General features: G+C 53.9%; 17 protein-coding genes, 3 tRNA genes and 1 riboswitch. Of the genes, 12 read left to right on the forward strand and 8 right to left on the reverse strand.

The features are described from left to right. Positions 1-2 precede the first annotated feature (2 nt). Together CMO10_RS17055 and CMO10_RS17060 are read right to left on the reverse strand one after the other, a co-directional pair. Positions 3-656, reverse strand: a complete 654-nt coding sequence (locus tag CMO10_RS17055; RefSeq protein ID WP_297024494.1) for a hypothetical protein — start codon at positions 654-656, stop codon at positions 3-5. Positions 657-725: 69 nt separating this feature from the next. Next, positions 726-1,511: a DUF4198 domain-containing protein gene (locus tag CMO10_RS17060; RefSeq protein WP_297024496.1), complete on the reverse strand. Its 786-nt coding sequence runs from the start codon at positions 1,509-1,511 to the stop codon at positions 726-728. 218 nt (positions 1,512-1,729) lie between these two features. Here CMO10_RS17060 and CMO10_RS17065 point away from each other — a divergent pair, with 218 nt between their 5' ends. Further along, complete coding sequence (locus CMO10_RS17065) at positions 1,730-3,223, forward strand: right-handed parallel beta-helix repeat-containing protein (protein ID WP_297024498.1); 1,494 nt, start codon at positions 1,730-1,732, stop codon at positions 3,221-3,223. A gap of 120 nt (positions 3,224-3,343) precedes the next feature. Continuing rightward, positions 3,344-3,781 (forward strand): MerR family transcriptional regulator, encoded by a 438-nt coding sequence (locus CMO10_RS17070; RefSeq protein WP_297024500.1) that lies wholly within the window; start codon positions 3,344-3,346, stop codon positions 3,779-3,781. Between the two features lie 79 nt (positions 3,782-3,860). On the opposite strand, the gene CMO10_RS17075 is transcribed toward CMO10_RS17070, so the two are convergent. From CMO10_RS17075 to CMO10_RS17100, 6 genes are all read right to left on the reverse strand, one after another. Then, complete coding sequence (locus CMO10_RS17075) at positions 3,861-6,551, reverse strand: bifunctional acetate--CoA ligase family protein/GNAT family N-acetyltransferase (protein WP_297024501.1); 2,691 nt, start codon at positions 6,549-6,551, stop codon at positions 3,861-3,863. Positions 6,552-6,789: 238 nt separating this feature from the next. Further along, positions 6,790-7,107, reverse strand: a complete 318-nt coding sequence (locus CMO10_RS17080) for a hypothetical protein (RefSeq protein ID WP_297024503.1) — start codon at positions 7,105-7,107, stop codon at positions 6,790-6,792. A gap of 70 nt (positions 7,108-7,177) precedes the next feature. Beyond that, positions 7,178-7,253: transfer RNA gene (locus CMO10_RS17085), tRNA-Asn, on the reverse strand. Between the two features lie 292 nt (positions 7,254-7,545). After that, positions 7,546-7,621, reverse strand: a tRNA-Asn gene (locus CMO10_RS17090). A gap of 4 nt (positions 7,622-7,625) precedes the next feature. Further along, positions 7,626-7,699: transfer RNA gene (locus CMO10_RS17095), tRNA-Cys, on the reverse strand. Positions 7,700-7,876: 177 nt separating this feature from the next. Continuing rightward, entirely contained in the window at positions 7,877-10,318 is a 2,442-nt protein-coding gene (locus tag CMO10_RS17100; protein ID WP_297024504.1) for a methyl-accepting chemotaxis protein, read from the reverse strand. Between the two features lie 412 nt (positions 10,319-10,730). Here CMO10_RS17100 and CMO10_RS17105 point away from each other — a divergent pair, with 412 nt between their 5' ends. The 10 genes from CMO10_RS17105 (at position 10,731) to ribB (ending at position 22,197) form a co-directional block, all read left to right on the forward strand. Beyond that, a complete protein-coding gene (locus CMO10_RS17105) occupies positions 10,731-11,384 on the forward strand; it encodes a protein-L-isoaspartate O-methyltransferase family protein (RefSeq protein ID WP_297024506.1) in 654 nt (217 codons plus the stop codon). A gap of 40 nt (positions 11,385-11,424) precedes the next feature. Next, complete coding sequence (locus CMO10_RS17110; protein WP_297024507.1) at positions 11,425-11,748, forward strand: rhodanese-like domain-containing protein; 324 nt, start codon at positions 11,425-11,427, stop codon at positions 11,746-11,748. Positions 11,749-11,892: 144 nt separating this feature from the next. Next, a complete protein-coding gene (locus CMO10_RS17115; RefSeq protein ID WP_044828898.1) occupies positions 11,893-13,245 on the forward strand; it encodes a TolC family outer membrane protein in 1,353 nt (450 codons plus the stop codon). Between the two features lie 119 nt (positions 13,246-13,364). Further along, complete coding sequence (locus tag CMO10_RS17120) at positions 13,365-13,988, forward strand: DUF2497 domain-containing protein (RefSeq protein WP_297024509.1); 624 nt, start codon at positions 13,365-13,367, stop codon at positions 13,986-13,988. A 90-nt stretch (positions 13,989-14,078) separates the two neighbouring features. Next, positions 14,079-16,745 carry a valine--tRNA ligase gene (locus CMO10_RS17125; RefSeq protein WP_297024511.1) on the forward strand — a complete coding sequence of 889 codons (2,667 nt, stop codon included), beginning with the start codon at positions 14,079-14,081 and terminating at the stop codon, positions 16,743-16,745. 205 nt (positions 16,746-16,950) lie between these two features. After that, the gene (pabB, locus tag CMO10_RS17130; protein WP_297024513.1) at positions 16,951-18,351 is read left to right on the forward strand and encodes an aminodeoxychorismate synthase component I; all 1,401 of its coding nucleotides are present in this window, start codon (positions 16,951-16,953) and stop codon (positions 18,349-18,351) included. Further along, positions 18,348-18,935, forward strand: a complete 588-nt coding sequence (locus CMO10_RS17135) for an anthranilate synthase component II (RefSeq protein WP_297024516.1) — start codon at positions 18,348-18,350, stop codon at positions 18,933-18,935. Before pabB ends, CMO10_RS17135 begins: the two co-directional genes overlap by 4 nt. Before the next feature lie 12 nt (positions 18,936-18,947). Next, positions 18,948-19,805: an aminotransferase class IV gene (locus CMO10_RS17140; protein ID WP_297024517.1), complete on the forward strand. Its 858-nt coding sequence runs from the start codon at positions 18,948-18,950 to the stop codon at positions 19,803-19,805. Between the two features lie 56 nt (positions 19,806-19,861). Beyond that, positions 19,862-21,139, forward strand: coding sequence for an EAL domain-containing protein (locus CMO10_RS17145; RefSeq protein ID WP_297024519.1), 1,278 nt, complete (start codon positions 19,862-19,864; stop codon positions 21,137-21,139). Between the two features lie 104 nt (positions 21,140-21,243). After that, a riboswitch (FMN riboswitch) is annotated at positions 21,244-21,396 on the forward strand. Positions 21,397-21,528: 132 nt separating this feature from the next. After that, the gene (gene ribB / locus CMO10_RS17150) at positions 21,529-22,197 is read left to right on the forward strand and encodes a 3,4-dihydroxy-2-butanone-4-phosphate synthase (RefSeq protein WP_297024521.1); all 669 of its coding nucleotides are present in this window, start codon (positions 21,529-21,531) and stop codon (positions 22,195-22,197) included. Positions 22,198-22,240: the final 43 nt, after the last annotated feature.

Raw genomic sequence — 22,240 nt, forward strand, 5'->3', positions numbered from 1 at the left:
CCTCACTTTCCGGTTTGGCGGCGTGCCATGAGCCACGCAGATACGCCAAAGATCCCCATGATCATGCCGATCCCGCCCAGAATATCCGACAGTCGAACATCATTACGATAGGCATTGACCTCTTCACGAAGCGGGCCGATTTGGCGGGCGACAGCGTGATTGATCAGTGTGCTGAGCTCGTCATGTGACAGGGCTTGAAGGCCATTCTTTGAAATGTATAAGGATTGCGGTTCGGTTGCTGACGCGTCGGTTTCGTCCATGCTGTCGGGATCTGCGCTGTCGACTTGTGTCACGGTCACATTGGTTTCTGAACCCGCAACCGGCAGATGTTCGGCAAACTCGTCAGCCCGCAGGGCAAAGGACGCGACGTGGCCATCACCGGTGTTGGTGAAAACCGTGTAGTCCGCTCGGTGGCTGACGGTGAAGGCAAAGCTGCCCTGGTCGTCGGTTTTGGTGGTGAACAGGATGCGATCATCCGTACCATGCAGTTCGATCAGTGCCTGACGGGCACGCGTACCACCAGTGAAATAGACATATCCCTCGATCGTGTCGCCGTTACTCATGGCAAACACATTGAGATTGTGCGCCATCGCTGTGCTGACGGGCAGGGCAAAAGCAAGCAGTAACGCGAAAAACAGGGGGCGAAAGAATGTCATGTCAAAACCGGGCATCAGGGAAAACAGGGGTAAAGGAACGGGCAGGTGGTGCGCACCTGCCCGGCAAACTCAGTCCATCAGATCGGTCTTGACCCACAGAACACCGCCGCGTTCAACGGGAACCTGATTGTTGGTATCAGGCGCGGCCATGGTGCCATCCTCAATCAGGGCGGCAAACACCCACCAGCCGTCCTTTGGCATGGCGTAATGGAAGATGCCGTTGGCGTCGGCCTTGGTCACCTGGGTGGCAAAGGTCGCGTTGGGAAGATCGATACTGCCGTCATTGGCATATTCGACTTCAACTTCGGCAAACGGGACAGGTTCGCCGTTGTGACGCACCATGCCCGAAAAGACATTGCCCGCCCAAATGCCATAGGGGCGGGTGAGGGGCTCGATCTCGACCGGGAAGCCGACCATCTGATCCCAGTCTTCGCCCGCGTCATAGGCATCAATGATCGTCTTGGTGTACTGGATGATGAATTTGCCTTCGGCGGGTTCGTAATAGGGGACCGGCTCGACGAAGAAGGCGTAACCACCCGGGGCCTTTAATTGTACTTCGGCATCAAAGGCCGACATACCATCGACTTCCTTGGCGGTCAGGCGATCAAGCAGGTCTGTTTTGGTGCCATTGAACTGCATGCCGAACTGTAGCGGCTTTTCCATTGTCATCGCCGGGCCATTGGTCATCGGATGAGTGAAGGTCAGATCAAACGTGACCGTACGACCGGTTTCCTGATCAACCACATTGGTCGAGGGGATCATCTTCTGGAAATGCGCGTGCGCCACGCTGGTGCTGGTTGTAGCGATGATCAGTGACAGGGACAGCTTGGAAAATAGTCCGGAGGCGAGGGACATGAAAAGGTCCTTTGTTGGGTAATCTTTTTACGCGGATGCCGCAAAGGTTTGCGACATCACTATGATTTAAAACACTTCATACGAAATTGCAAAAGGTATGAATCGTTTAATATGATCCTTCCCACTGGAGCTCCAGAAATGGGATTTTCAAAACAACAGACTTGGCCTCTGGTTGTTTTTCGTTATGGTTTTGCAGTCAAAAACAGGGAGGGTGGGTTATGGAAGTTGTTTACGTATCAAGTGACGGGCAGGACCACTGGATCGACGCAAAATTGCGTCCAACCCTGACGCTTGATCAGGCGATTGCGCAAAGCCAGCCGGGTCAGATGATCCGTATGATTGCGGGCGACTATTGCTTTGCGAACCCGCTTCGTTTCCCGCGCAGTGGGACTGCTGATCAGCCGATCATTGTTCGCGGTGAACCTGATGCGGTGATTGATGCCGGAAAACTCCCCGATCCGTCCGTTTCCGCCAGCAATCCGGGCAGCAGTGGATACGCCGTTTTTCAGTTGATTGAAGTCGCACATATCCGGTTGGAGCTATTTACCATCAAGCGGGCCTGGCCAAGTGCGGTTTATATCGAAAATAGCCATGACCTAGCGTTTCGCGATCTTGATATTGCCGAGGGCACCTATGCCTTTTACGCCAACGGCGAACAGACATGGGGCATCTCGATCTCCGACTGCCGATGGGTACAGGACCCAAATATCTGGCGTCAGATTCGCTGGGATGAAATCCATGACGGCAAGGATGAAGATGGCAATGTTATCAAGGTCGAATATCGTTATCTGAACGGTGCCTTCTTTGGATCGGATGACATTATCGGCGATGTCGAGATCATCCGGAACGATATCTGTGACTGCTATAATGGCGTTCGCATGGATGTTTCCAGTCACAATCTCGATGCACCGGTTGGCAGCTTTAACCGCGATGTCAGGATCTTTGACAACCGGTTCAGATATATCCGCGACAATCCAGTCGAACCGGAAGCCATAGCGGTCGGTTGGTGGATCGGTCGCAACCGGTTTTACAATTGCCACAAGCTGTTTTCCCAGGACGGGGTACGCGGCGGGTTTTGGTATTATTTCGGCAATATCTGCTGGTTTGATAGCCGCCCGGGTCCGGAGGGCGATGAATATAACGGCGGGGCTGTTTTCAAACTGGGCAAGGGTGGTTCGGTCGCACAGCCCGATTACGTTTCAAACTGTTTTCACAACAGCTTCTTCCTGCGCCAGAAATACATCAAGAAGGGCACAACGCGCGGGCTGACTAATGCGCGTAACGCGATTGAGCATGCCGATCCGACCAAACTGCCCGAAGACCTAATGCCACTTGATCAGACTTTCTTTGGCTCGGCAGACAAGCTAGACTTGTCTTCCGATGGGCCGTTACCGGTGCTGTTTAAAGGTGATCTCGCCAACCATCCGACATATCCGGATGTGTTTGACCCGTATAACGGTGTTTTGAGCGATCCACGGGTATCAAGCATTCCGCTGTTTGAAGATGGGCTGGGTGGGCGTTTTGATCTTCGCCCGGAACATCGCGAGGGGTATTGCGAAACCTTGCGCATCCCGATGCCAGATGGCAGCACATGGAAATGTGATCGCACATTCTGGCCCGGTGCCATCACAGACGGGAACATCTTTGATGGCCCGGATTATGTGCCGGTTGATCTGGATTACATTCGCGGTCTGCCGACTTGTGATGAGTAAGGCGACGCCATCGTAACGCACCACACCCTCTGTTATGGCCTTACGTATGCGTAAAGTTGTTGACTGGGCTGTCGGAATGTTGCGATGGTGACGCACCGCATTCAACAAACAAGAAAAACCATGAACGACAAGCTTTATAGCATCACCGAGCTGGCCGAAGAGTTCGACATCACGCCGCGTGCAATCCGGTTTTATGAAACCAAAAAACTGTTGGCACCGCAGCGTGCCGGGGCAACGCGCGTTTATAATTACCGTGACCGGGCGCGGTTGATGCTTGTCCTGCGGGGCAAACGTCTTGGTTTCTCGCTTGAGGATATCAAGGAATACATCGACCTTTACGACGCCGATCGCAGTCGGACAGAGCAGCTAGCGCATCTGATGCTGGTCGGGCGCCGTCGGATCGAGGAGCTTGAACAGCAGCTTGAAGACGTGCAGACCACCTTGCAGGAACTACGCACGATCGAGAATGAAGCGATTGATTCACTGCGTGAAAAGGGCATCGACCCGGAAAAGGCGGTTTCCGATATCAAGGCCAAACTGATCGCAGAAACCGCCTGAACTTCAAAGACAGACCCGTCAGAATGCAAAAAGCCCGGCGATATGCCGGGCTTTTGTTGTTTGGCAGTGATGACGCGGTTTATTCCGGATCACGCTGCAAGGGCAGGGTGACTTCGAATACATCCTCATCTGCGATGAATTTACGGCTGAAGCCAAGGCTTTCGCAGAGTGTTAGCATCCGACGGTTGTTTGGCAGAACCTGACCAATAAAGGTCTCGGTGCCCTTGCGACGGCAGAATTCGATCATCTTTTCCATCAGGATACGGCCAAGACCGCGACCCTTGATATCGGAACGCACCATGATGGCGTATTCAGCCTTCTCGTTGTTCGGATCAATCACGACCTGAACAATGCCGTGGAATTCGACCTCTTCATCCCCATTCATCAGAATGGCGAGGAATGCCATGTCGCGATCATAATCAAGCTGCGTCTGACGGGCCATTTCCGAATGCGGCAGTTCACGAACGGAACCAAAGAAGCGGAAGTGGATGTCTTCAGGCGTCAGGCGCGACATGAACTCGTAGTGGGCCGGTTCATCTTCCGGTTTGATCGGACGCAGCAGATAGGTCGTGCCATCATCCATCACCACTTTTTCTTTCAGGTGGCGCGGGTAGGGATGAATGGCCAGACGGTTTTCATCGCTGATCACCTTTGGCGTTACCTTGATTCGGGCATCAAGGGCAATCACGCCTTCGCGGTCGGCCAGAAGCGGGTTCATATCAAGTTCAAGAACCTCGCCAAGCTGAACAACCAGTTGCGACAGGCGCACCAGCGTCATGTAAAGCTCTTCAAGGTTGACCGCCGGTACATCGCGGTATCCTTGCAGAAGTTTATGGATACGCGTGCCTTCGACCAGTTCGCGAGCAAGCTTCATGTTAAGTGGCGGCAGGGCCATGGCACGGTCGCGAACGACCTCGACCTCGACACCGCCATGACCGAACAGAATGACCGGGCCAAAGATCGGGTCGGTGGTCATGCCAACGATTAGTTCACGTGCACCGGCGCGTTTGACCATTTCCTGAACGGTAAAGCCGCGCAGGCGGGCTTCCGGGAATTTTTCACGGATGATGCGTTGCATTTTCTCGGCAGCAGCCCGAACTTCTTCGCCGTTTTCAAGGTTCAGGATCACGCCGCCGACATCGGATTTGTGACTGATGTCATCGGACAGGATCTTGAGTGCGACGGGACGACCGATCTTTTCGGCCTTGGTCACGGCATCCTGCACATCAAGTGCAGCAAAGGTTTTGACCGTATTGATGCCAAAGCATTCAAGAACCGATTTCGCTTCCGGTTCGGTCAGCATGTGGCGGCCGGCATGGATCGCCGAATGAATGATGCTGCGCGCCTTGTCGATATCAGGCGTGAAATCGTGCGGCACCGATGGCGGTGTTTCCATCAACAGATCTTGCAACTTGCGGAAATTGACCATGTGTTGGAAGGCGGCAACCGCGTTTTCCGGCGTGCGATATGTCGGAATACCCGCGGCATAGAACATGTTGCGGGCCTCGGCCACGGTGGCTTCACCAACCCAGTTGGTCAGGATGTTCTTTTTGCTGCCCTTGATGGTGTCAATCACGCCTTGTGCGACTTCAACCGGATCGGTAATCGCAGTCGGGGCATGCATGACCAGCAAGCTGTCGATGTTTTTGTCTTTCAGGACCGCATCAATGGTCTTGGCATAGCGTTCACCGGGTGCATCACCAATGATGTCGACCGGGTTGGCATGCGACCAGGTCGGCGGCAGAACTTCGTCCAGTGCGGCGATGGTTTCGTCTTCAAGGTGTGCCAATTGGCCCTGACGTTCGATCAGGGCATCAACCGCCAACACCCCAATCCCGCCACCATTGGTCACGATGCCAAGCTTGTCACCACGGAACGGGCGCATGCGTGACAGCGTTTCGGCGGCCGAGAACATTTCACTGACGGTATACACACGCAAAACACCGGCCCGTTTGATCGCCGCGTCAAAGACGTCATCGGCGCCAGCAAGGGCGCCGGTATGCGAAGCTGCCGCTGCGGCACCCTCGGCAAAGCGACCGGACTTGATGCACAGGATCGGCTTGTTGCGTGACGCAGCACGGGCGGCAGAGATGAAGCTTCGGCGTTCGTGGATCGACTCAATATAAAGCATAATCGCGCGGGTATCAGGATCGGACCCGAGATAGTCGATCACATCGCCGAAATCGACGTCATCGCATTCACCCAGCGAAATGAAGTGCGAAAACCCGATTCCGCGTGCAGCAGCCCAGTCAAGAACAGCGGTGCATAGCGCGCCGGACTGAGAAACAAACGCAATCTTGCCGGGGCCAATGCTTTGATGGCTGAAGCTGGCATTAAGGCCAATGCCCGGCACCATCAGACCCAGACAGTTCGGGCCAAGCAGGCGGATCTTTTTCGAGGCCGCAATATCAAGCATCGCCTGTTTAACATTGCGTTCTTCGTCATATTGTTCGGCACTAAGGCCCGCGGTCAGAACGATCGCGGCAAGGCATCCTTTTTCCGCCAGACATTCCATGACCGGGACAACGCCCTTGGGCGGCACACAGATCACGGCAAGTTCCGGAACCACCGGAAGGCTGTTGACGTCCGGATAGGCCAAAACGCCGCCAATCGATTGACTGCGCGGGTTCACCGGCATGATCGGGCCATCAAATCCACCTGCCAACAGGTTTTTCATGAGGACACTGCCAACAGAATGCGGGCGATTGGACGCGCCAATCACGGCTACCGATTTCGGTTTAAAGAGATGATCGAGGTTGATTGTACTCATCGCCAAATTGCGCCTTGTCCTGTGTGGGCGGGGCCGGGGTTTGGCCAATTCGCCCTATATGGTGATGCATGCGCCGGTTTGTCAGCACAGCATTCATGATGCAGTGCGGTATTTTAGAGCGATGCCAATTATATTGATTTGTTGTGCATCAATAAAGCACTGCCACCACGAAGTTTTTATGGCAGTGCGATGCGGCAAAATTTGGGGATAGCTGGCAGAACCGGGCAGGCGGCCTTGATTAATGGACGTGCCCGTGGTGGCCTTCCTCGTCAAAGCGTTCCGATTCCTCGAGCCAGGCTTCAACCTCGGCCTGGGATGACATGGCCAGCGCGATTTCAAGATCACCCTGCACATGGGCAAGGCTGTCAAACATCGGGCACCAGCCAAAGGCCTGAATGCGCGGATCTGTGTTTGATGAAATCGTAAACAGTTCGCCGTCAATCGGATGAACCATTCCATGAATGGCGCCGCTGTCACCAATAATCAGCCAGCCACGGGTGGATCCGGACAGGGTGGCGAGTTCGACTTCGCGCAGATCAATCTTTACGGTTTTCATGGCGCAAACATCCGTTATCTGACGTTCTAAAGCAAAAGGGACCGAACGTGATGTTCGGTCCCTTTTTAATTGGCTCCGGCAGCAGGACTCGAACCTGCGACCCAATGATTAACAGTCATTTGCTCTACCAACTGAGCTATGCCGGATCAGGCGTCGCGCGTCTTCCGATGCGCGTGGCAGGTGTATAATCAAACAGTCCGAGGGCCGCAAGACCTTTTTTGAGAAAATCCGGCCAAAATCGCGTCTTTTTTCAACATGGTCACGTCCTGCTATCGACAGGCGGAATAGTGCTCTGCGGCATTTCCCAAATGGTTGAATTTGACTGAGGTTCACACATTGTTATCGATGACGGGGGAGGTCTGCACGCACTGTTGAATGTGTGGGAATATAATTCTGGCCCAAAAGCAAAAACCCCCGGAACTGAGTTCCAGGGGTTTATGGCTCCGGCAGCAGGACTCGAACCTGCGACCCAATGATTAACAGTCATTTGCTCTACCAACTGAGCTATGCCGGACCAGTGGAGGCGCGAGCCGGAATCGAACCGGCGTGCAAGGATTTGCAGTCCTCTGCGTAACCACTCCGCCATCGCGCCTTCGCGTTGGCTGGAGCGGTGTATAGCCTCAACAAACATAGCCCGTCAAGCACCCAATTTTACATTTTTCCGAAGGCCCGAAGAATAGGCGCATGAAAAAGAAAAAACCGTCCGGGAAATCCTCCCGGACGGTTGTAATCGCTTAGACGTTTTGGCTGTCGATGGTCGCCAAATGAGTTAAGTGCTCGTTTTACCAAAGCGTTTTTCAAGCCAAGGTTTCAAGCGTTCCTCACGGATATTACTTGGCGCGAAATCGAGGTTGGCGATGGTATCAAGAGCGTGCTCGACCTCGAACGGGATGGTCGTGTTTGGCCCTTCAATGGTAATTTCACCTTTGGTGCCCTTGGTTACTGGATCGCTGAGTGACACTTTGGTCCCACCGGCTGAAATGTCGATGGTCTGACCGCGGATTGATTTTCCACCAACTTTTATCGTCACTGCAAGCTGTGCATCAAAACGTGGGTCTTTGCGGCGGTTGACCTCCGGAGTTGCCGTGCGAACGATTCGAACAAGGCTGGTGCGCAGTTCAGCGATGCTTGCATCGACTTCTTCGGCGATCCGGTTCATGTCGGCCGCGCGGGTAAGGTTGTCTTGTGCTTCGGATGCAACATGACCAATCTTTTCGGTCACTTCGTTGGATGCTTCGGCCGTCTGGACAACGTTTCGGGCAATTTCCTGTGTCGCGTCATCCTGTTGACGGACATTGACCGCGACGTTTGAGGCAACCTCGTCAACCTTGCGGATGCTTGCGGTCATCTGCTGCACAGTGGAAACCACCGAGCCGGTAACATTCTGGATTTCTCCAAGCTGACGGGTGATTTCCTCGGTCGATTTTGCGGTCTGGTTGGCAAGGTTTTTCACTTCCTGCGCAACCACGGCAAAACCTTTGCCCGCATCGCCGGCGCGGGCTGCCTCGATGGTGGCGTTCAGGGCCAGAAGGTTCGTCTGGGCCGCAATGTCACCGATAAGTTCTGCGACTTCCCCAATGCGATCAACGCTATCCTTAAGCGACGTGACAGTTTGTTCTGCACTCTGTCCAGCCTGATTGGCTTCAGCAGTAAGTGTCGTTGCCTCCTCAATCTGGCGGCTGATTTCACGGATCGATGCGGCCAGTTCTTCGGAGGCGCCAGAGACGGTTTCGGCGTTTGCCAGCGCCTCGTGGGCGGCAGCCGCAACGCTCTCGGAGTTCTCTGATACACGTTCCGAAGAGCCCGCCATATCGCCTGCTGCTGAGTTCAAGCGTTGTGTCTGATCAATGATCGACTGGACAACCTTTTGCAGTTCCTGTTCGACTGTTTCTGCAAGACCACGCAATGCGACAATTCGCTGGGTGTTGGCCTTGGCTTCATTTTCGTCGCGTTCCAAACGGTTATAGGCCAGTTTCGCATGCAAAGCGCGAAGCTGTTGGGTTAGGGACTTGAAGTCCGGCATTTCGGGAAGCGGGATCAGATAGGCGGAATCATTTCGTGCTATCGCGTCAAAGTGTTTGCCCATTTCATCGAGCGGGCGGCGGAACTTGCGGATCAGCAGGGTCCCGTAGATTAGGGTGAGAACCGCCGCAGCCAAGAGGATTGCAGATGTAACAGTTACGGCGACAAAGAATGCTCCCCTTGCATCATTGACCTGATCTCCGACAATTGCATTTTGCACAATTGAAAGGTTGCCGATCTGTTCGGTTAACGGGTCTATTGTCTGATAGAGTTCGTCCTTTACCAGGGCATCGAGGGCAGATGTATCCTTTTCTAAGAATATCGTGCGCAACCGTTCGATCAATGCATCAGCAGGAGGGATAAGACCTTGCACTGCCTGAATTGTCTCGGCTTCCTCCGGGTCGGTGTTGCGCGCAAAATAGATTTCGAGGTTCTCTTTGATGCGTTTTTCCGCAAGGTCAATGCTATCGATACCCTCTTGCCAAGTGAAGTTGCCATTACGCACCTTATGCGATGCATCAACGACAAATACCGCATAATCATCGGACACCTGCTTGAGAAGGTTTAGCGGTTTGACCCTGTTTTCATAAACACTCTCTAGTGCTTTCTCAGTCTGAAACTCACTATATAGGGCGTAGCCACCAATCAGAAACATGAGGGCGAGCAGTGTGCCGAACGCAAGCGCGAGAGATCCCTTGATGCCGGCAAAGAAGCCCTTGATCTTCGAAGCTGCACTAGTGTCAATGATCTCACCAAACTCAAGGCCAATATCTTTCGCTTCGCCCTTGCGAATATCGGCATAAACGCTCTCCGCGTGTTTCTTTTCTGCCGCTGTTGGCTTGGTTCGGATTGAGATGTAGCCGGTAACCTCGCCGTCTTCGATGGTCGGAGTGACATTCGCTCGGACCCAGTAATGGTCGCCGTTCTTGGCTCGATTCTTTACAAGTCCTTGCCAAGGCACACCGCTTTTAATGGTCTGCCACAAATTGGCAAAGGCTTCCTTCGGCATATCTGGATGACGCACCAGATTGTGCGGAGAGCCGACTAACTCCTCATCGCTAAATCCGCTGATATCAACGAAGGCTTTGTTCGAAAACTCGATACGTCCCCCAGTGTCCGTTTTCGAGACAAGGATATCCTTGTCATCCATTTCAACTTCGCGATTGGTGATAGGACCATTATCACGCATGACAGGTGTTCCCCTAAATTGTACCGTATTGCGTCAAATCGTGGTGCATGGACGCCAAGCAAGAAGGCAAAGCGTTTTATTCAAGTGATGCTTGTGTTTAGATTATGAATATATACCTAGGTATAGTTTTGCCTTGTGGTCGTGTAAAATGCTTTTTGTTGTAAGTTCTAACTCCCTGATTTTGACAAAGTTGTCATTGATCTGCTGCAAACCAGGCGAAATTGCTTCGTCGCGACATCGCGCGCAGATCAAAAGAACAGAAAATCCACGCTCAAAGAGGGGTTTGCGCTTGATCCGTGGTTGTCAGGTGCTTAAGTGCCAACTATAAACAGGGCAATTGCCGTAGCCGTCTTTGGGGACAACTAAGGGGACTACGGTCTGTTTCTCGCGAGAATTTTCAGGTCAGATAATCATGGATTACCAAATCGCGCGCCATAACATGGTGGAAAATCAGGTTCGGACCAACAAGGTTACCGATCCGCTGGTCATCGCAGCGATGGAAGGGGTTCCGCGCGAACTGTTCCTGCCCGAAGGCAAGCGCGGCGTTGCCTATATCGACGAAGATATCGCAGTCGGCGGCGGTCGTTTCGCCATGGAGCCGATGGTGATCGCGCGTCTTATGCAGAATGCCGAGATCGCCGAGACGGATGTGGCTCTGGTGATTGGCGCTGGCTATGGATATTCCAGTGCGCTGATTTCCCGCGTGGCGGAAACGGTCGTGGCCGTTGAAAGCGACAAGGAAATGGCTGCTGCTGCCGAGGCGACTTTCCAGGCCCAGAACTACGACAACGTTATCGTCGTCGAAGGTGATCTGGCGGCGGGTTATGCCAAACAGGCACCTTATAATGTGATTGTTTTTGACGGTGCTGTTGCCGAAGTACCGGCAGCGATCCTTGAACAGGTTTCCGAAGGCGGTCGTTTGCTGGCTGTTGTCCGTGAGCCGGGCAAGGTTGGTGTGGCACGCCTTTATGAACGTGAAAACGGTGTCATTGGTCATCGTGATCTGTTTGATGCGAACATTCCGTATCTTCCGGGCTTCGAGCCGGCCGACAGCTTTGTCTTCTGATTTTGCTTTCGGAGTCTGAACGGGCGCGGATTGAGGATTGATGGTGTTCGATATCAGTTGTGAAGAACTTGCATCGCGACTTGATGACGCATCACCGATTGCCTTGCTTGATGTCCGTGAAGACTGGGAGCTGGAAATCTGTGCGATCCGTCAGGCGCTTCATATTCCGCTTTCCGAACTGTCGGGCAGGGTGGATGAACTGGCGCCTGATGTGCCTCTGGCCATCATTTGTCATCACGGCGTTCGTAGTCGCCATGCTGGCAGGTTCCTTGAGGACCGTGGATTTAAAGAGGTTTTTAATGTTCGCGGCGGTATAGATGCATGGGCGCTTGAAGTTGAGCGCGATATGAGCCGCTACGATTGAGAATGGCAATGACGGCGAAACGGGGCACATTACTTTTTTTTGATGCAAATGCCTCTTTTCTTGGAAAATTTTCCTTCCGTCGTTACCATACGTGAAACTGCGCCGGGGTCGGGACTTGGTGTAGGATTTTACAAGGGTAGATAAATGATCAAACGGTTCTTGCTGACCTGCAGTATTCTGGCGACCGGAGGCATGGTTGCCGGCGGCGCATCTGCAGAAAGTCTGGAAGACGCACTTATCAAGGCGTACCAGAGCAACCCGACACTTGAAGCCGGTCGCGCATCGCTGCGTTCGACCGACGAAGAAATTTCCTCGGCCCTGTCAAACTGGCGGCCGAGTGTCAGCCTTTCCGGTAGCGCTGGCGTCCGTGACTACGAAACCGAAGTCAACGGCACCAAAACCGATAACAGCCTGACCCCTTATACGGTTGGCTTGGATGTTACCCAGCCGCTTTATCGTGGTGGCCGTACGACTGCAGAAACCGAACGTGCAGAATCCCGCATCAAGGCAGCGCGCGCGTCCCTGCGCTCGACCGAGCAGGATGTGATGCTGCAGGTTTCAACGGCCTATTTCAACGTTCTGCGTGATACGGCGGTTGTCGAGCTTAACCAGAACAACGTTCGCGTTCTGGAACGTCAGCTTGAAGCAACACGTGATCGCTTTGCGGTTGGTGAAGTGACCCGTACCGACGTCTCCCAGGCTGAAGCACGCCTTGCCGGTGCAAAGGCTGATCTGATTTCGGCACAGGGTGCCTTGGCCAATACCCGTGCGCAGTATGAGCGCCTTGTTGGCAATCCGCCGAGCGATCTTGAAATTCCGAACCCGCTTGCGGGGCTGCCGACCAGCATTTCTGATGTCCTGTCGATCGCACAGGGTCAGCATCCGGACGTTCTGCAGGCGGTTTACACCGAAGAAGCAGCACAGTCTGACATTCGACTGAGCGAAGGTTCGCTGTATCCGGAAGTCAATCTGGCGGCTGGCGTTGAACGTGCACACGAATCCTCGACCGAGGATTTCACAGCGGACAGCGCAGACATCATCGCGTCGGTTTCGATCCCGCTTTATCAGCAGGGTGCTGTTTTCTCGAACGTGCGTTCGGCCAAACAGACTGCCGGTCAGGCGCGCATTCAGATTGATGAGGCACGCCGTGCGGTGATCGAGAACGCCACCAGTGCCTGGGAAACGCTCGTAACGGCGCGTGCAAGCATCGAATCGCAGCAAGCACAGGTTTCATCGGCCGAAGTAGCCCTTGACGGTGTTCAGCGCGAAGCATCGGTTGGTTCGCGTACCGTTCTTGATGTGCTTGATCAGGAACAGGAACTGCTGCAGGCACGTGTGGACCTTGTGGGATCGCGTCGTGATGCCGCGGTTGCCGAATTCCAGGTGAAGGCTGCCATGGGCGCGCTCAATGCGCAGGTCCTCGGTCTGCCAGTCGAAATTTATGACACTGAGTCCAACTATAATAAGGTCAAGGGCCAGTGGTGGGGAACGGATTGATTTGTTGATGGTCGGGGCAGGGTGATGTCACCCTGCCTTCGGACTTGGGTCGGATCGGTCTGGTTAAATGACACTAGTGCGGAAGTTTAATTATGAGTGACGGGCAACAAGAACCTTCCATGGAGGATATCCTCCAGTCCATCCGCAAGATTCTTGCCGATGAGGGGGATGAAGAAAAACAGGAAGCTGCTCCTGAACCCGAACCGACGCCAGAACCGGAACCCGAGCCAGAACCTGAGCCGGAGCCGGAACCTGAGCCCGAACCAGAAGAAGAAATCGACGAACTCGTTCTGGACGAAGAGCCCGAGGAACTCGAGTTCGATGACGAACCCGAAGAGCTAGAGCTTGACGAGCCGGAAGAAGAGGAAGAACTCGAACTCGACGATATGCTCGATTTCGATGAGACGCCTCTGGAAGAAGAATTCGAAGAGCCGGAACCAGAGCCAGAACCGGAACCGGCTATGCCAGCGCTCTATGATGACGAGGATGATGACGAACCGCTGATTTCGAATATGACGGAATCGACGGCTACCGGCACCATCTCGGAACTGGCGCAAGCTGTTGCAAAGAAACGCGCAGTTGCCCTTGGCATCAACGCGGGTCATGCAACCCTTGAGGATCTGGTGCGCGATATGCTGCGTCCGTTGCTTAAGGAATGGCTTGACGAAAACCTTCCCTATATGATCGAACGCCTTGTGAAAAAGGAAATCGAGCGGATCGTGAACCGCGCCGAAGACCTGTAGGCGAGCCGATTTTAACATTCGAGCGGCGCGCCAACGGTGCGCCGCTTTTTCTTTGTATAACTGATGAAACCCGCAGCGGATCAAAAGACCATGTTGGAGAAGACCTACAACCCGGCCGATGTTGAAGGCAGACTTTACGATAAATGGGAAAAATCAGGGGCGTTTGCCGCTGATCCGGCATCAAGTGCTGATCCCTATGTCATCATGATGCCGCCGCCCAACGTGACCGGCAGCCTCCACATGGGGCATGCATTGACCTTTACGCTTCAGGATATCCTGATCCGTTACAACCGCATGAAGGGCAAAGACACCCTTTGGCAGCCAGGTACCGACCATGCCGGTATCGCGACCCAGATGGTTGTCGAACGCCAGCTTGGCGAACAGAACGTCACGCGCCATGACCTTGGCCGTGAAAAGTTTGTCGAGAAAGTCTGGGAATGGAAAGAACATTCCGGAGGCACGATCACCAACCAGCTGCGCCGTCTGGGCGCATCGCCGGATTGGCCGCGTGAACGCTTTACCATGGATGACGGCCTGTCGGCCGCTGTCCGCAAGGTATTCGTCAAGCTTCACAAGGATGGCCTGATCTATCGTGACAAGCGTCTGGTTAACTGGGATCCGAAGCTTCTGACCGCAATTTCCGACCTTGAGGTCGTTCAGAAAGAAGTCAAAGGCCATTACTGGCACTTCAAATATCCGATCGAAGGCCGCGATGGCGAGTTCGTGACGGTCGCAACCACCCGCCCGGAAACCATGCTGGGCGATACCGGTATTGCCGTTCATCCCGAAGACGAACGTTACAAGGACCTGATCGGACAGTACTGCATTCTTCCGATTGTCAGCCGTCGCATCAAGATTGTGGCCGACGAGTATGCTGATCCGGAAAAAGGATCGGGCGCGGTCAAGATCACGCCGGCCCACGACTTCAACGACTTTGAAGTCGGCAAACGTGCTGGCCTTGAAAAGATCAACATCATGGATGATCACGCGCGCATCAATGACGACGCGCCTGAGGAATACCGTGGTCTGGATCGCTTTGAAGCCCGCAAGCAGATCGTTGCCAAGATGGACGAGCTCGGTTTGCTTGAGAAGATCGAAGATACTGTTCACATGGTCCCGTATGGCGACCGTTCGAACGTCGTTATCGAGCCATATCTGACCGACCAGTGGTTCGTGAATGCCGAAGTTCTTGCCAAACCGGCGACCGAAGCCGTTGAGGACGGTCGTATCCGCTTTGTGCCGAAGAACTGGGAAAACACCTATTTTGAGTGGATGCGCAACATCCAGCCGTGGTGTATCTCCCGTCAGCTTTGGTGGGGGCATCGTATTCCGGCCTGGTTCGGTCCGGATGGCGAGTTCTTTGTTGAAGAAACCGAAGAAGAAGCCATCGCAGCCGCCAAGACCCATTATGGCAAGGATGTCGAACTGACCCAGGAAACCGACGTTCTCGATACCTGGTTCTCGTCTGGTCTTTGGCCGTATTCGACGCTTGGCTGGCCGGACAAGACCCCGGAACTGGCGAAATACTATCCGGGCGATGTTCTGGTCACCGGCTTTGACATCATCTTCTTCTGGGTTGCCCGGATGATCATGATGAGCATGTATTTCATGGATGGCAAAGTACCGTTCCGTGATGTCTATATTCATGCGCTGGTCCGTGACGAACACGGTCAGAAGATGTCCAAATCCAAGGGCAACGTCATCGATCCGCTCGAGATCATTGATGAATATGGCTGCGATGCGCTGCGCTTTACCCTGACAGCCCTTGCTGCGCAGGGACGCGACATCAAGCTTGCCGCATCGCGTGTTGAGGGTTATCGCAACTTTGCGACCAAGCTTTGGAACGCCGCGCGCTTTGCCGAAATGAACGAATGCAAGCCGGTCGATGGCTTTGACCCGGCAAGCGTGAAGTCGACCCTTGGTCGCTGGATCGTTGGCAAAACGGCTGAGGCCGCCAAGGCAGTTGGAACCGGTATTGAAACCTATCGTTTCAATGACGCAGCCAGCAGTGCCTATCAGTTCGTCTGGGGCTCATTCTGTGACTGGTATCTGGAACTGGCCAAACCGGTTCTGATGGGCAGCGACGAGGAAGCCAAGGCCGAAATCCGTGCGGTTACCGCATGGGTTCTTGATCAGATCCTGTTGATCCTGCATCCGGTCATGCCGTTCATCACCGAAGAACTGTGGGATAAAACCGCCGACAGCCGTTCGAAAATGCTGATCGCCGAGGGATATCCGCAGTTTGACGAGTCCCTGATTGACCGTGACGCCGAAGCCGAGGTCGATCTGGCCATTCGCCTGATTGGCGACATCCGCGGTGTCCGTTCGGAAATGAATGTACCGCCGGCAGCAGAAGTGCCGATCTACCTTGTCGATGCGACCGATGCGATGAAGGCCGCGGTAAGCGCACAGGAAGCACAGGTCAAACGTCTTGCACGTGTTGCCGATATTGCCTTCAAAGGGCAGGGTGATGTTGAAGCCATTGCCAAGGGTGCAATCCAGACCGTGGTCGATGGCGTGACCGTCTTTGTATCGGTTGCCGATTTCATTGATGTGGCTGCCGAAAAGGCCCGTCTTGAAAAGGAAATCCAGGACAAGACGAAATACATCAAGGCGCAGGAAGGCAAACTTTCGAACGAGAAGTTCGTCAGCCGCGCACCGGAACACATCGTCACCGCCGAAAAAGCCAAGTTGGAAGAAGCCAAGGATACCCTGGCGAAACTCAATGAGGCGTTCGAGCGTATCGCTTCGATGTGATCCGAAATTGATATCTTGAGCAAAAGGCCAACCCATAAAGGTTGGCCTTTTCTTTTTGCCACTCTGTGAAACGCGCACCCGCGCATAAAAACCTTCGCCAGATGACAAAAGAATCGCTTAGATTGGCGTGCCGGATCCTTGATGTGGCTGTAACCCGCACGTTGCTGCGGTTTTGATCCTTTTCCCGCAAGATTGCCTCTGCCGAATGCTGATTGAAGAATGCCCCTATATTGAGCCTGTCGACGCCTATGGCGCCTTTGCCATTTTTGCCGATAGTCACTTTCTGGATTCCGGCGACCGTGACCGGTTCTCATATATCGTGGTTTCACCGCTTCATAAACTAACTGCCAAGAACGGGCAGGCGGTGCTTGATGGCTTTGATGTGCCGGGCAATCCGTTTGATGTGCTTGGCGATCTGTTGCAGCGCTATCAGATCGAAACAGATCCTGATCTGCCTCCATTCCAAGGCGGGGTTGTGGGCTATTTCGGCTATGAGCTGGCGCATCAAACCGAAGTGCTGCCTGTTGCCGCTAATGATTGGCTTTCCATGCCGGATATGGCGGTCGGGATCTATGATCTGGTAATCGCGTTTGATCAGCATGATCGCCGCATGTGGCTGATCTCGACAGGGATTCCAGAGGCGGCCGGGCCGAAACGTGATCAGCGCGCCAATGATCGCATGATGCTGATCCGCAAGTATCTGAAACTTGCCCGTCCGTTGATTGACACACCCGATATTCCTCACACACCAAGCCTATCGCCGTGGCAATCGAACTTTGATCGTGCCGGGTACAAAGCAGCTGTGCAGCGGGTGATTGATTACATTTTCGCTGGCGACATTTTCCAGGCCAACCTGTCGCAAAGCTTCCGGGCAGAGTTCGCACCAGACGACATTCCCAAACGGTTTGATCTTTATCGCCGTCTGCGTGACATCAGCTCGGCACCTTTCGGGGCGTTTCTGAATTTCGGGGATGTTGCCGTCCTGTCAAATTCACCAGAACGGTTTTTAAAGGTCACAAACGGACAGATCGAAACCAAACCGATCAAGGGGACAAGGCCGCGCGGCGAAACCCCGTTAAGCGATGCCGAGCTGGCACAAGAGTTAATGCTATCGCGTAAGGATCGCGCAGAAAATGTTATGATCGTTGATCTTTTGCGCAACGACCTTTCAAAGGTGAGCAATCCTCACACTGTGCAAACACCTGCGATCTGTGCCTTGGAAAGTTATGCCAATGTCCACCATCTGGTCTCGACCGTGACGGGCGAGCTTAAGGCGGACAAAACAGCGATTGATGCATTGCGTGCCTGTTTCCCTGGGGGATCTATTACTGGTGCCCCTAAAATCCGGGCGATGGAAATTATCACCGAACTCGAAGAAACCACGCGCGGGGCTTATTGCGGGGCGATCGGTTATGTCGGGTTTGACGGAACCATGGATACCAACATCGCAATCCGCACGCTGAGTGTGAATGGCGGCAAGATGGCGTTTAATGTGGGCGGCGGCATCGTTGCTGATAGCGACCCCGGACTCGAATACGAGGAAACCCTCGTTAAAGCAGCCAAGATGTTCGAGCTGTTCGGGATCAAGGCAGGGGATCTGTCATGATCCTGTTGATTGATAACTATGATTCGTTCGTTTTCAATCTTGCCCGCTATCTTGAAGAACTTGGACATGTGGTCAAGGTGGTGCGAAATGACGACATAACGGTCGAGGGTGTCCGTGATTTGTCGCCAGAGGCCATCGTGTTTTCACCGGGGCCTTGTGGCCCGGATGAAGCGGGCAACAGTCTTGATCTGATCAATGGTCTGAAGGCAGAGTTCCCAATGCTGGGTGTCTGTCTGGGGCATCAATCGATTGCCCAGGCGTTTGGCGGCACGGTAAAGCGTGCAAAGCGGCCGGTACATGGCATGACTTCGCATATCAGCCATACGGGGACAGATTTGTTCGCCGGGTTAAACAATCCTTTGCAAGTCACACGCTATCACTCGTTAATTGTTGATTTGCCAAATGATGGCAGTTTAATCGAAACAGCAACGGGACCGGATGGCGAAGTCATGGCATTTGCCCATGCAACCTTGCCGATCTATGGGGTACAGTTTCATCCCGAGGCTGTTTTGACTGAACAGGGCCATGCGCTGTTGGCCAATTTTCTGAAACGTGCTTCCGGGCAGGGAGCCGACAACGACTAAAGGGACCGGGCAATGCAGGTTTGGATGAATGGCAGTTTTCGTGATCTTGATGAAGCATCCATTCCGGTAACGGATCGTGGATTCCTTCTGGGGGACGGCTTTTTTGAAACCATGCGTGCCCATGAAGGCAAGATAGCCTGGATTGATGCCCATATGGGGCGCCTCGATCACCACGCCGAACTGATCGAATTTCCGCTCGACCTGTTGCCGGAAACAGAAGAAGTCGAAGAAGTCGTCGCAAAACTGTTTGAGCAAATTCACCGCAAGGATGCAGTTGTGCGGATGACGGTATCGCGTGGCTCGGGCGAACGTGGCTTGCTGCCACCCGGTTCGCCGGATCCGACCATCCTGATTACCGCAGAACCGTTTGAGCCGGTTGATCCGAATATTGGTCTGACGTTGGCGACCTCGCAGAAAGTGCGTCGTAATCCGAATTCGGTCGCAGGTAGCATCAAAAGCACCAACTACATGGACAATATCGCAGCCAAGCAGGAAGTGCAGAAATACGGCGCGCAGGACGCCATCATTCTGTCGGCTGAGGGGCATGTGGCCGAAACCACGGTCGCCAACCTGTTTGCTATTGATGGCGAAACCCTGTGGACTCCGGATGAAGACACCGGGATTCTGTGTGGGCTTGCGCGCGACTTTGTTCTGCAATGGGCCGAGGAAGCAGAAGTCGAAGTCAGTTTCGAGCCAAAGGCACCCGAAGAACTCAAGGAGTTCGATGCGGTGTTTACGGCAAACGCGCTGCAGGGCTTGCGCGTTGTAGATCGCGTCGATGGTTACGTGGTCGGGGTACCAGCAAAAACCTTCTTCACCAAACTTGCCCTAATGGCAGAAGTGGATCTATGCGATGGTATAGTAATTTAGGTTGAAATTACCCCTTTCGTGGGATATGGTCCCGTGCAATTCAAACGGGAATGCCTATGAACGCGCACGCCACCAAATCTGCACTGACGATTAACCGCTTTGTCGAAAGCCTGCGCAAACACGCGGCAAACGGCAAGGCGCCGCTATTGGGGATCCTCAATATCCCGGCTGACCTGCGTCTTGGTACTGAGGATTATCAGGCCATTACGCGCGATGCCTTCCACAATCTCCCCGAGAACACCAAGGTCTATCGCCTTGAAAATGGCATGGTGGCGTTTGTGCGTGCCGGTAGCTGGAATAATGACGACAACACCTTTGTCGAGCATATCCGTGAAATCCTGACCGACGTCATCGATCGGCAGGGTCTTGGGCATATTCCAATAAACCTTTGGAACCGCTTCGAATGGCCCAAAGACGAGCAAAAGCTTGCTGATCTGCTTGGCATTTCCGTGGCCGAGCGTCCAAGCAGTGACGCGTCCGTCCGTTTTGATATGGCCGAAATGCTGCGAGGCGCCATCACCACCGAGGCTGTGTTTGATTCCTGCCGACGCCAGGCAATTGTCTGCTTTGATGACAGCCGCCGCGAAGTGCTGGGCCATGAAATCTATTGTTCGCTTGATTACCTGCGCCAGCACCACCTTGCCAGTTTCCTGTTGGAAGGGCCGGGGGAGATCGAAATCCTGTCGCGTGTCCTCGATGAGAAGATCATGGAGGTAACGGTATCCATGGCATCGTCCATATTGCCGGACCGAATACACCTCAACATGCAGATCCAGACGGTGCACAGCGACACGTTCACCGATTTCATTGCCGAACATGACGGCAAGCTGATCGAAAACATGGCAATCGAGTTTTCCATGGAAAATGCGATTGCGAACTGGTGGGAATTCGAGGATGCCTGCGAATTCCTGCATTCGCTTGGCATTAAGGTCGGTCTGGACCGCATCACGTTGCCGGCACTTGAATTCCTGTCGCCGCGCAAAATGAATGTCGATTTCATCAAGGTCATCTGGGATCAAAACATCGTCGGGTCCCGTCGTGCCGAGGTGGCAGAACGGCTGCGTGAATTTGCAGCCCTGTTTGCCGACCAGAGCCTTATCCTGACGCGCTGTGACAGCCGGACAGCTCTGCGCATGGGCAGAAGCCTTGGTGTGGACGTCTTTGAGGGTAGCTATATCGATGCGATGCTTGGCGGGTATCTGCATCGTGAATGCAAAACCCAAAGCCGGTCATCGGACAAGAAATGCGCGGTTTGCCAATGGGCCCCCCGTGAAGCCCGCAAGAACGGGTGTGATTTCCACTTCCGGGCGGGAAAGCTTCTTTCGGAAACTTAAACCACAAATTTTCAATGGTTTTAAGGTGTTTGACAATGCAGGTGCGCTTTCATAAAGTGCGCTTGTTGATCAATTGTGATCAACGTTTGTCGTTGAAACACGGCGCTTATTCTCAGGGCAGGGTGCAAATCCCGACCGGCGGTAAACCAGTTTTCTGGTAAGCCCGCGAGCGCCCAAAGGTTGCAAGACTTTTGGGGTCAGCAGATCCGGTGAGATTCCGGAGCCGACGGTAATAGTCCGGATGGGAGAGGATAAAGCGTGACGGTGATGACAGGAACGCCTTGGCGTGACTGCTTTGTCGTCTGCCTGCGACCGCAATGTGGCTTTTGCCGCAAAGCGGGCCTTTCTTTGTTGCCCTGGTTCGTAAGCCCCATCCGTAGAGGACGGTTATGAATCAGAGTATTGAAAAACAATCCGATCTGTCGATCTTTGGCGATCCGCATGCGCGTATGGAACGTGCGCTTGAGGACCTGCGTCAGGGCAAGGGCGTTCTGGTTGTTGATGATGAAGATCGCGAAAATGAAGGCGATCTGATTTTTTCCGCAGAAAATCTGACCAATGAACAGATGGCGATGTTGATCCGCGATTGCAGCGGTATCGTCTGTCTGTGCCTGACCGATGAAAAGGCAACAGAACTTGAACTGCCGCCCATGGTCACGGACAACACATCAAGCATGGGGACCGGCTTCACCGTCACCATCGAAGCCAAGGTGGGGGTCACCACCGGCGTTTCTGCCGCAGACCGTGTGACCACGGTGAAAACGGCGATTGCCGATGACACCAAGCCAAGCGATCTGGCGCGTCCCGGTCATGTATTCCCGCTGCGTGCCCGTCCGGGTGGCGTTCTTGAACGTCGTGGCCATACCGAAGGTACGGTTGATCTGATGCATCTGGCAGGCTTCAAGCCCGCCGGTGTGTTGTGTGAAGTCACCAACCCGGATGGCACCATGGCGCGTCTTCCGGAACTGATCGAGTATGCCAACAGTCACGACATGGTCGTGATCAGCATCGAAGATATTGTTGCCTATCGCAGCGCGATGCAGCAGGCGGCTGAGTAAATCCGCACCTGCGCACGAACAAAAAAAGGGCCGCAACCTGATT

Source organism: Thalassospira sp., assembly GCF_002709775.1.
GTDB lineage: Bacteria > Pseudomonadota > Alphaproteobacteria > Rhodospirillales > Thalassospiraceae > Thalassospira.

Bases quoted from the DNA above. Each gene is read 5' to 3' on its own strand.
- CMO10_RS17145 (WP_297024519.1), top strand. From the start codon at position 19,862: ATGAACGCGCACGCCACCAAATCTGCACTGACGATTAACCGCTTTGTC.
- CMO10_RS17135 (WP_297024516.1), top strand. From the start codon at position 18,348: ATGATCCTGTTGATTGATAACTATGATTCGTTCGTTTTCAATCTTGCC.
- ribB (WP_297024521.1), top strand. From the start codon at position 21,529: ATGAATCAGAGTATTGAAAAACAATCCGATCTGTCGATCTTTGGCGAT.
- CMO10_RS17065 (WP_297024498.1), top strand. From the start codon at position 1,730: ATGGAAGTTGTTTACGTATCAAGTGACGGGCAGGACCACTGGATCGAC.
- CMO10_RS17080 (WP_297024503.1), bottom strand. From the start codon at position 7,107: ATGAAAACCGTAAAGATTGATCTGCGCGAAGTCGAACTCGCCACCCTG.
- CMO10_RS17125 (WP_297024511.1), top strand. From the start codon at position 14,079: ATGTTGGAGAAGACCTACAACCCGGCCGATGTTGAAGGCAGACTTTAC.
- CMO10_RS17110 (WP_297024507.1), top strand. From the start codon at position 11,425: ATGGTGTTCGATATCAGTTGTGAAGAACTTGCATCGCGACTTGATGAC.
- CMO10_RS17075 (WP_297024501.1), bottom strand. From the start codon at position 6,551: ATGAGTACAATCAACCTCGATCATCTCTTTAAACCGAAATCGGTAGCC.
- CMO10_RS17060 (WP_297024496.1), bottom strand. From the start codon at position 1,511: ATGTCCCTCGCCTCCGGACTATTTTCCAAGCTGTCCCTGTCACTGATC.
- CMO10_RS17120 (WP_297024509.1), top strand. From the start codon at position 13,365: ATGGAGGATATCCTCCAGTCCATCCGCAAGATTCTTGCCGATGAGGGG.
- CMO10_RS17140 (WP_297024517.1), top strand. From the start codon at position 18,948: ATGCAGGTTTGGATGAATGGCAGTTTTCGTGATCTTGATGAAGCATCC.
- CMO10_RS17070 (WP_297024500.1), top strand. From the start codon at position 3,344: ATGAACGACAAGCTTTATAGCATCACCGAGCTGGCCGAAGAGTTCGAC.
- pabB (WP_297024513.1), top strand. From the start codon at position 16,951: ATGCTGATTGAAGAATGCCCCTATATTGAGCCTGTCGACGCCTATGGC.
- CMO10_RS17105 (WP_297024506.1), top strand. From the start codon at position 10,731: ATGGATTACCAAATCGCGCGCCATAACATGGTGGAAAATCAGGTTCGG.
- CMO10_RS17055 (WP_297024494.1), bottom strand. From the start codon at position 656: ATGACATTCTTTCGCCCCCTGTTTTTCGCGTTACTGCTTGCTTTTGCC.
- CMO10_RS17115 (WP_044828898.1), top strand. From the start codon at position 11,893: ATGATCAAACGGTTCTTGCTGACCTGCAGTATTCTGGCGACCGGAGGC.
- CMO10_RS17100 (WP_297024504.1), bottom strand. From the start codon at position 10,318: ATGCGTGATAATGGTCCTATCACCAATCGCGAAGTTGAAATGGATGAC.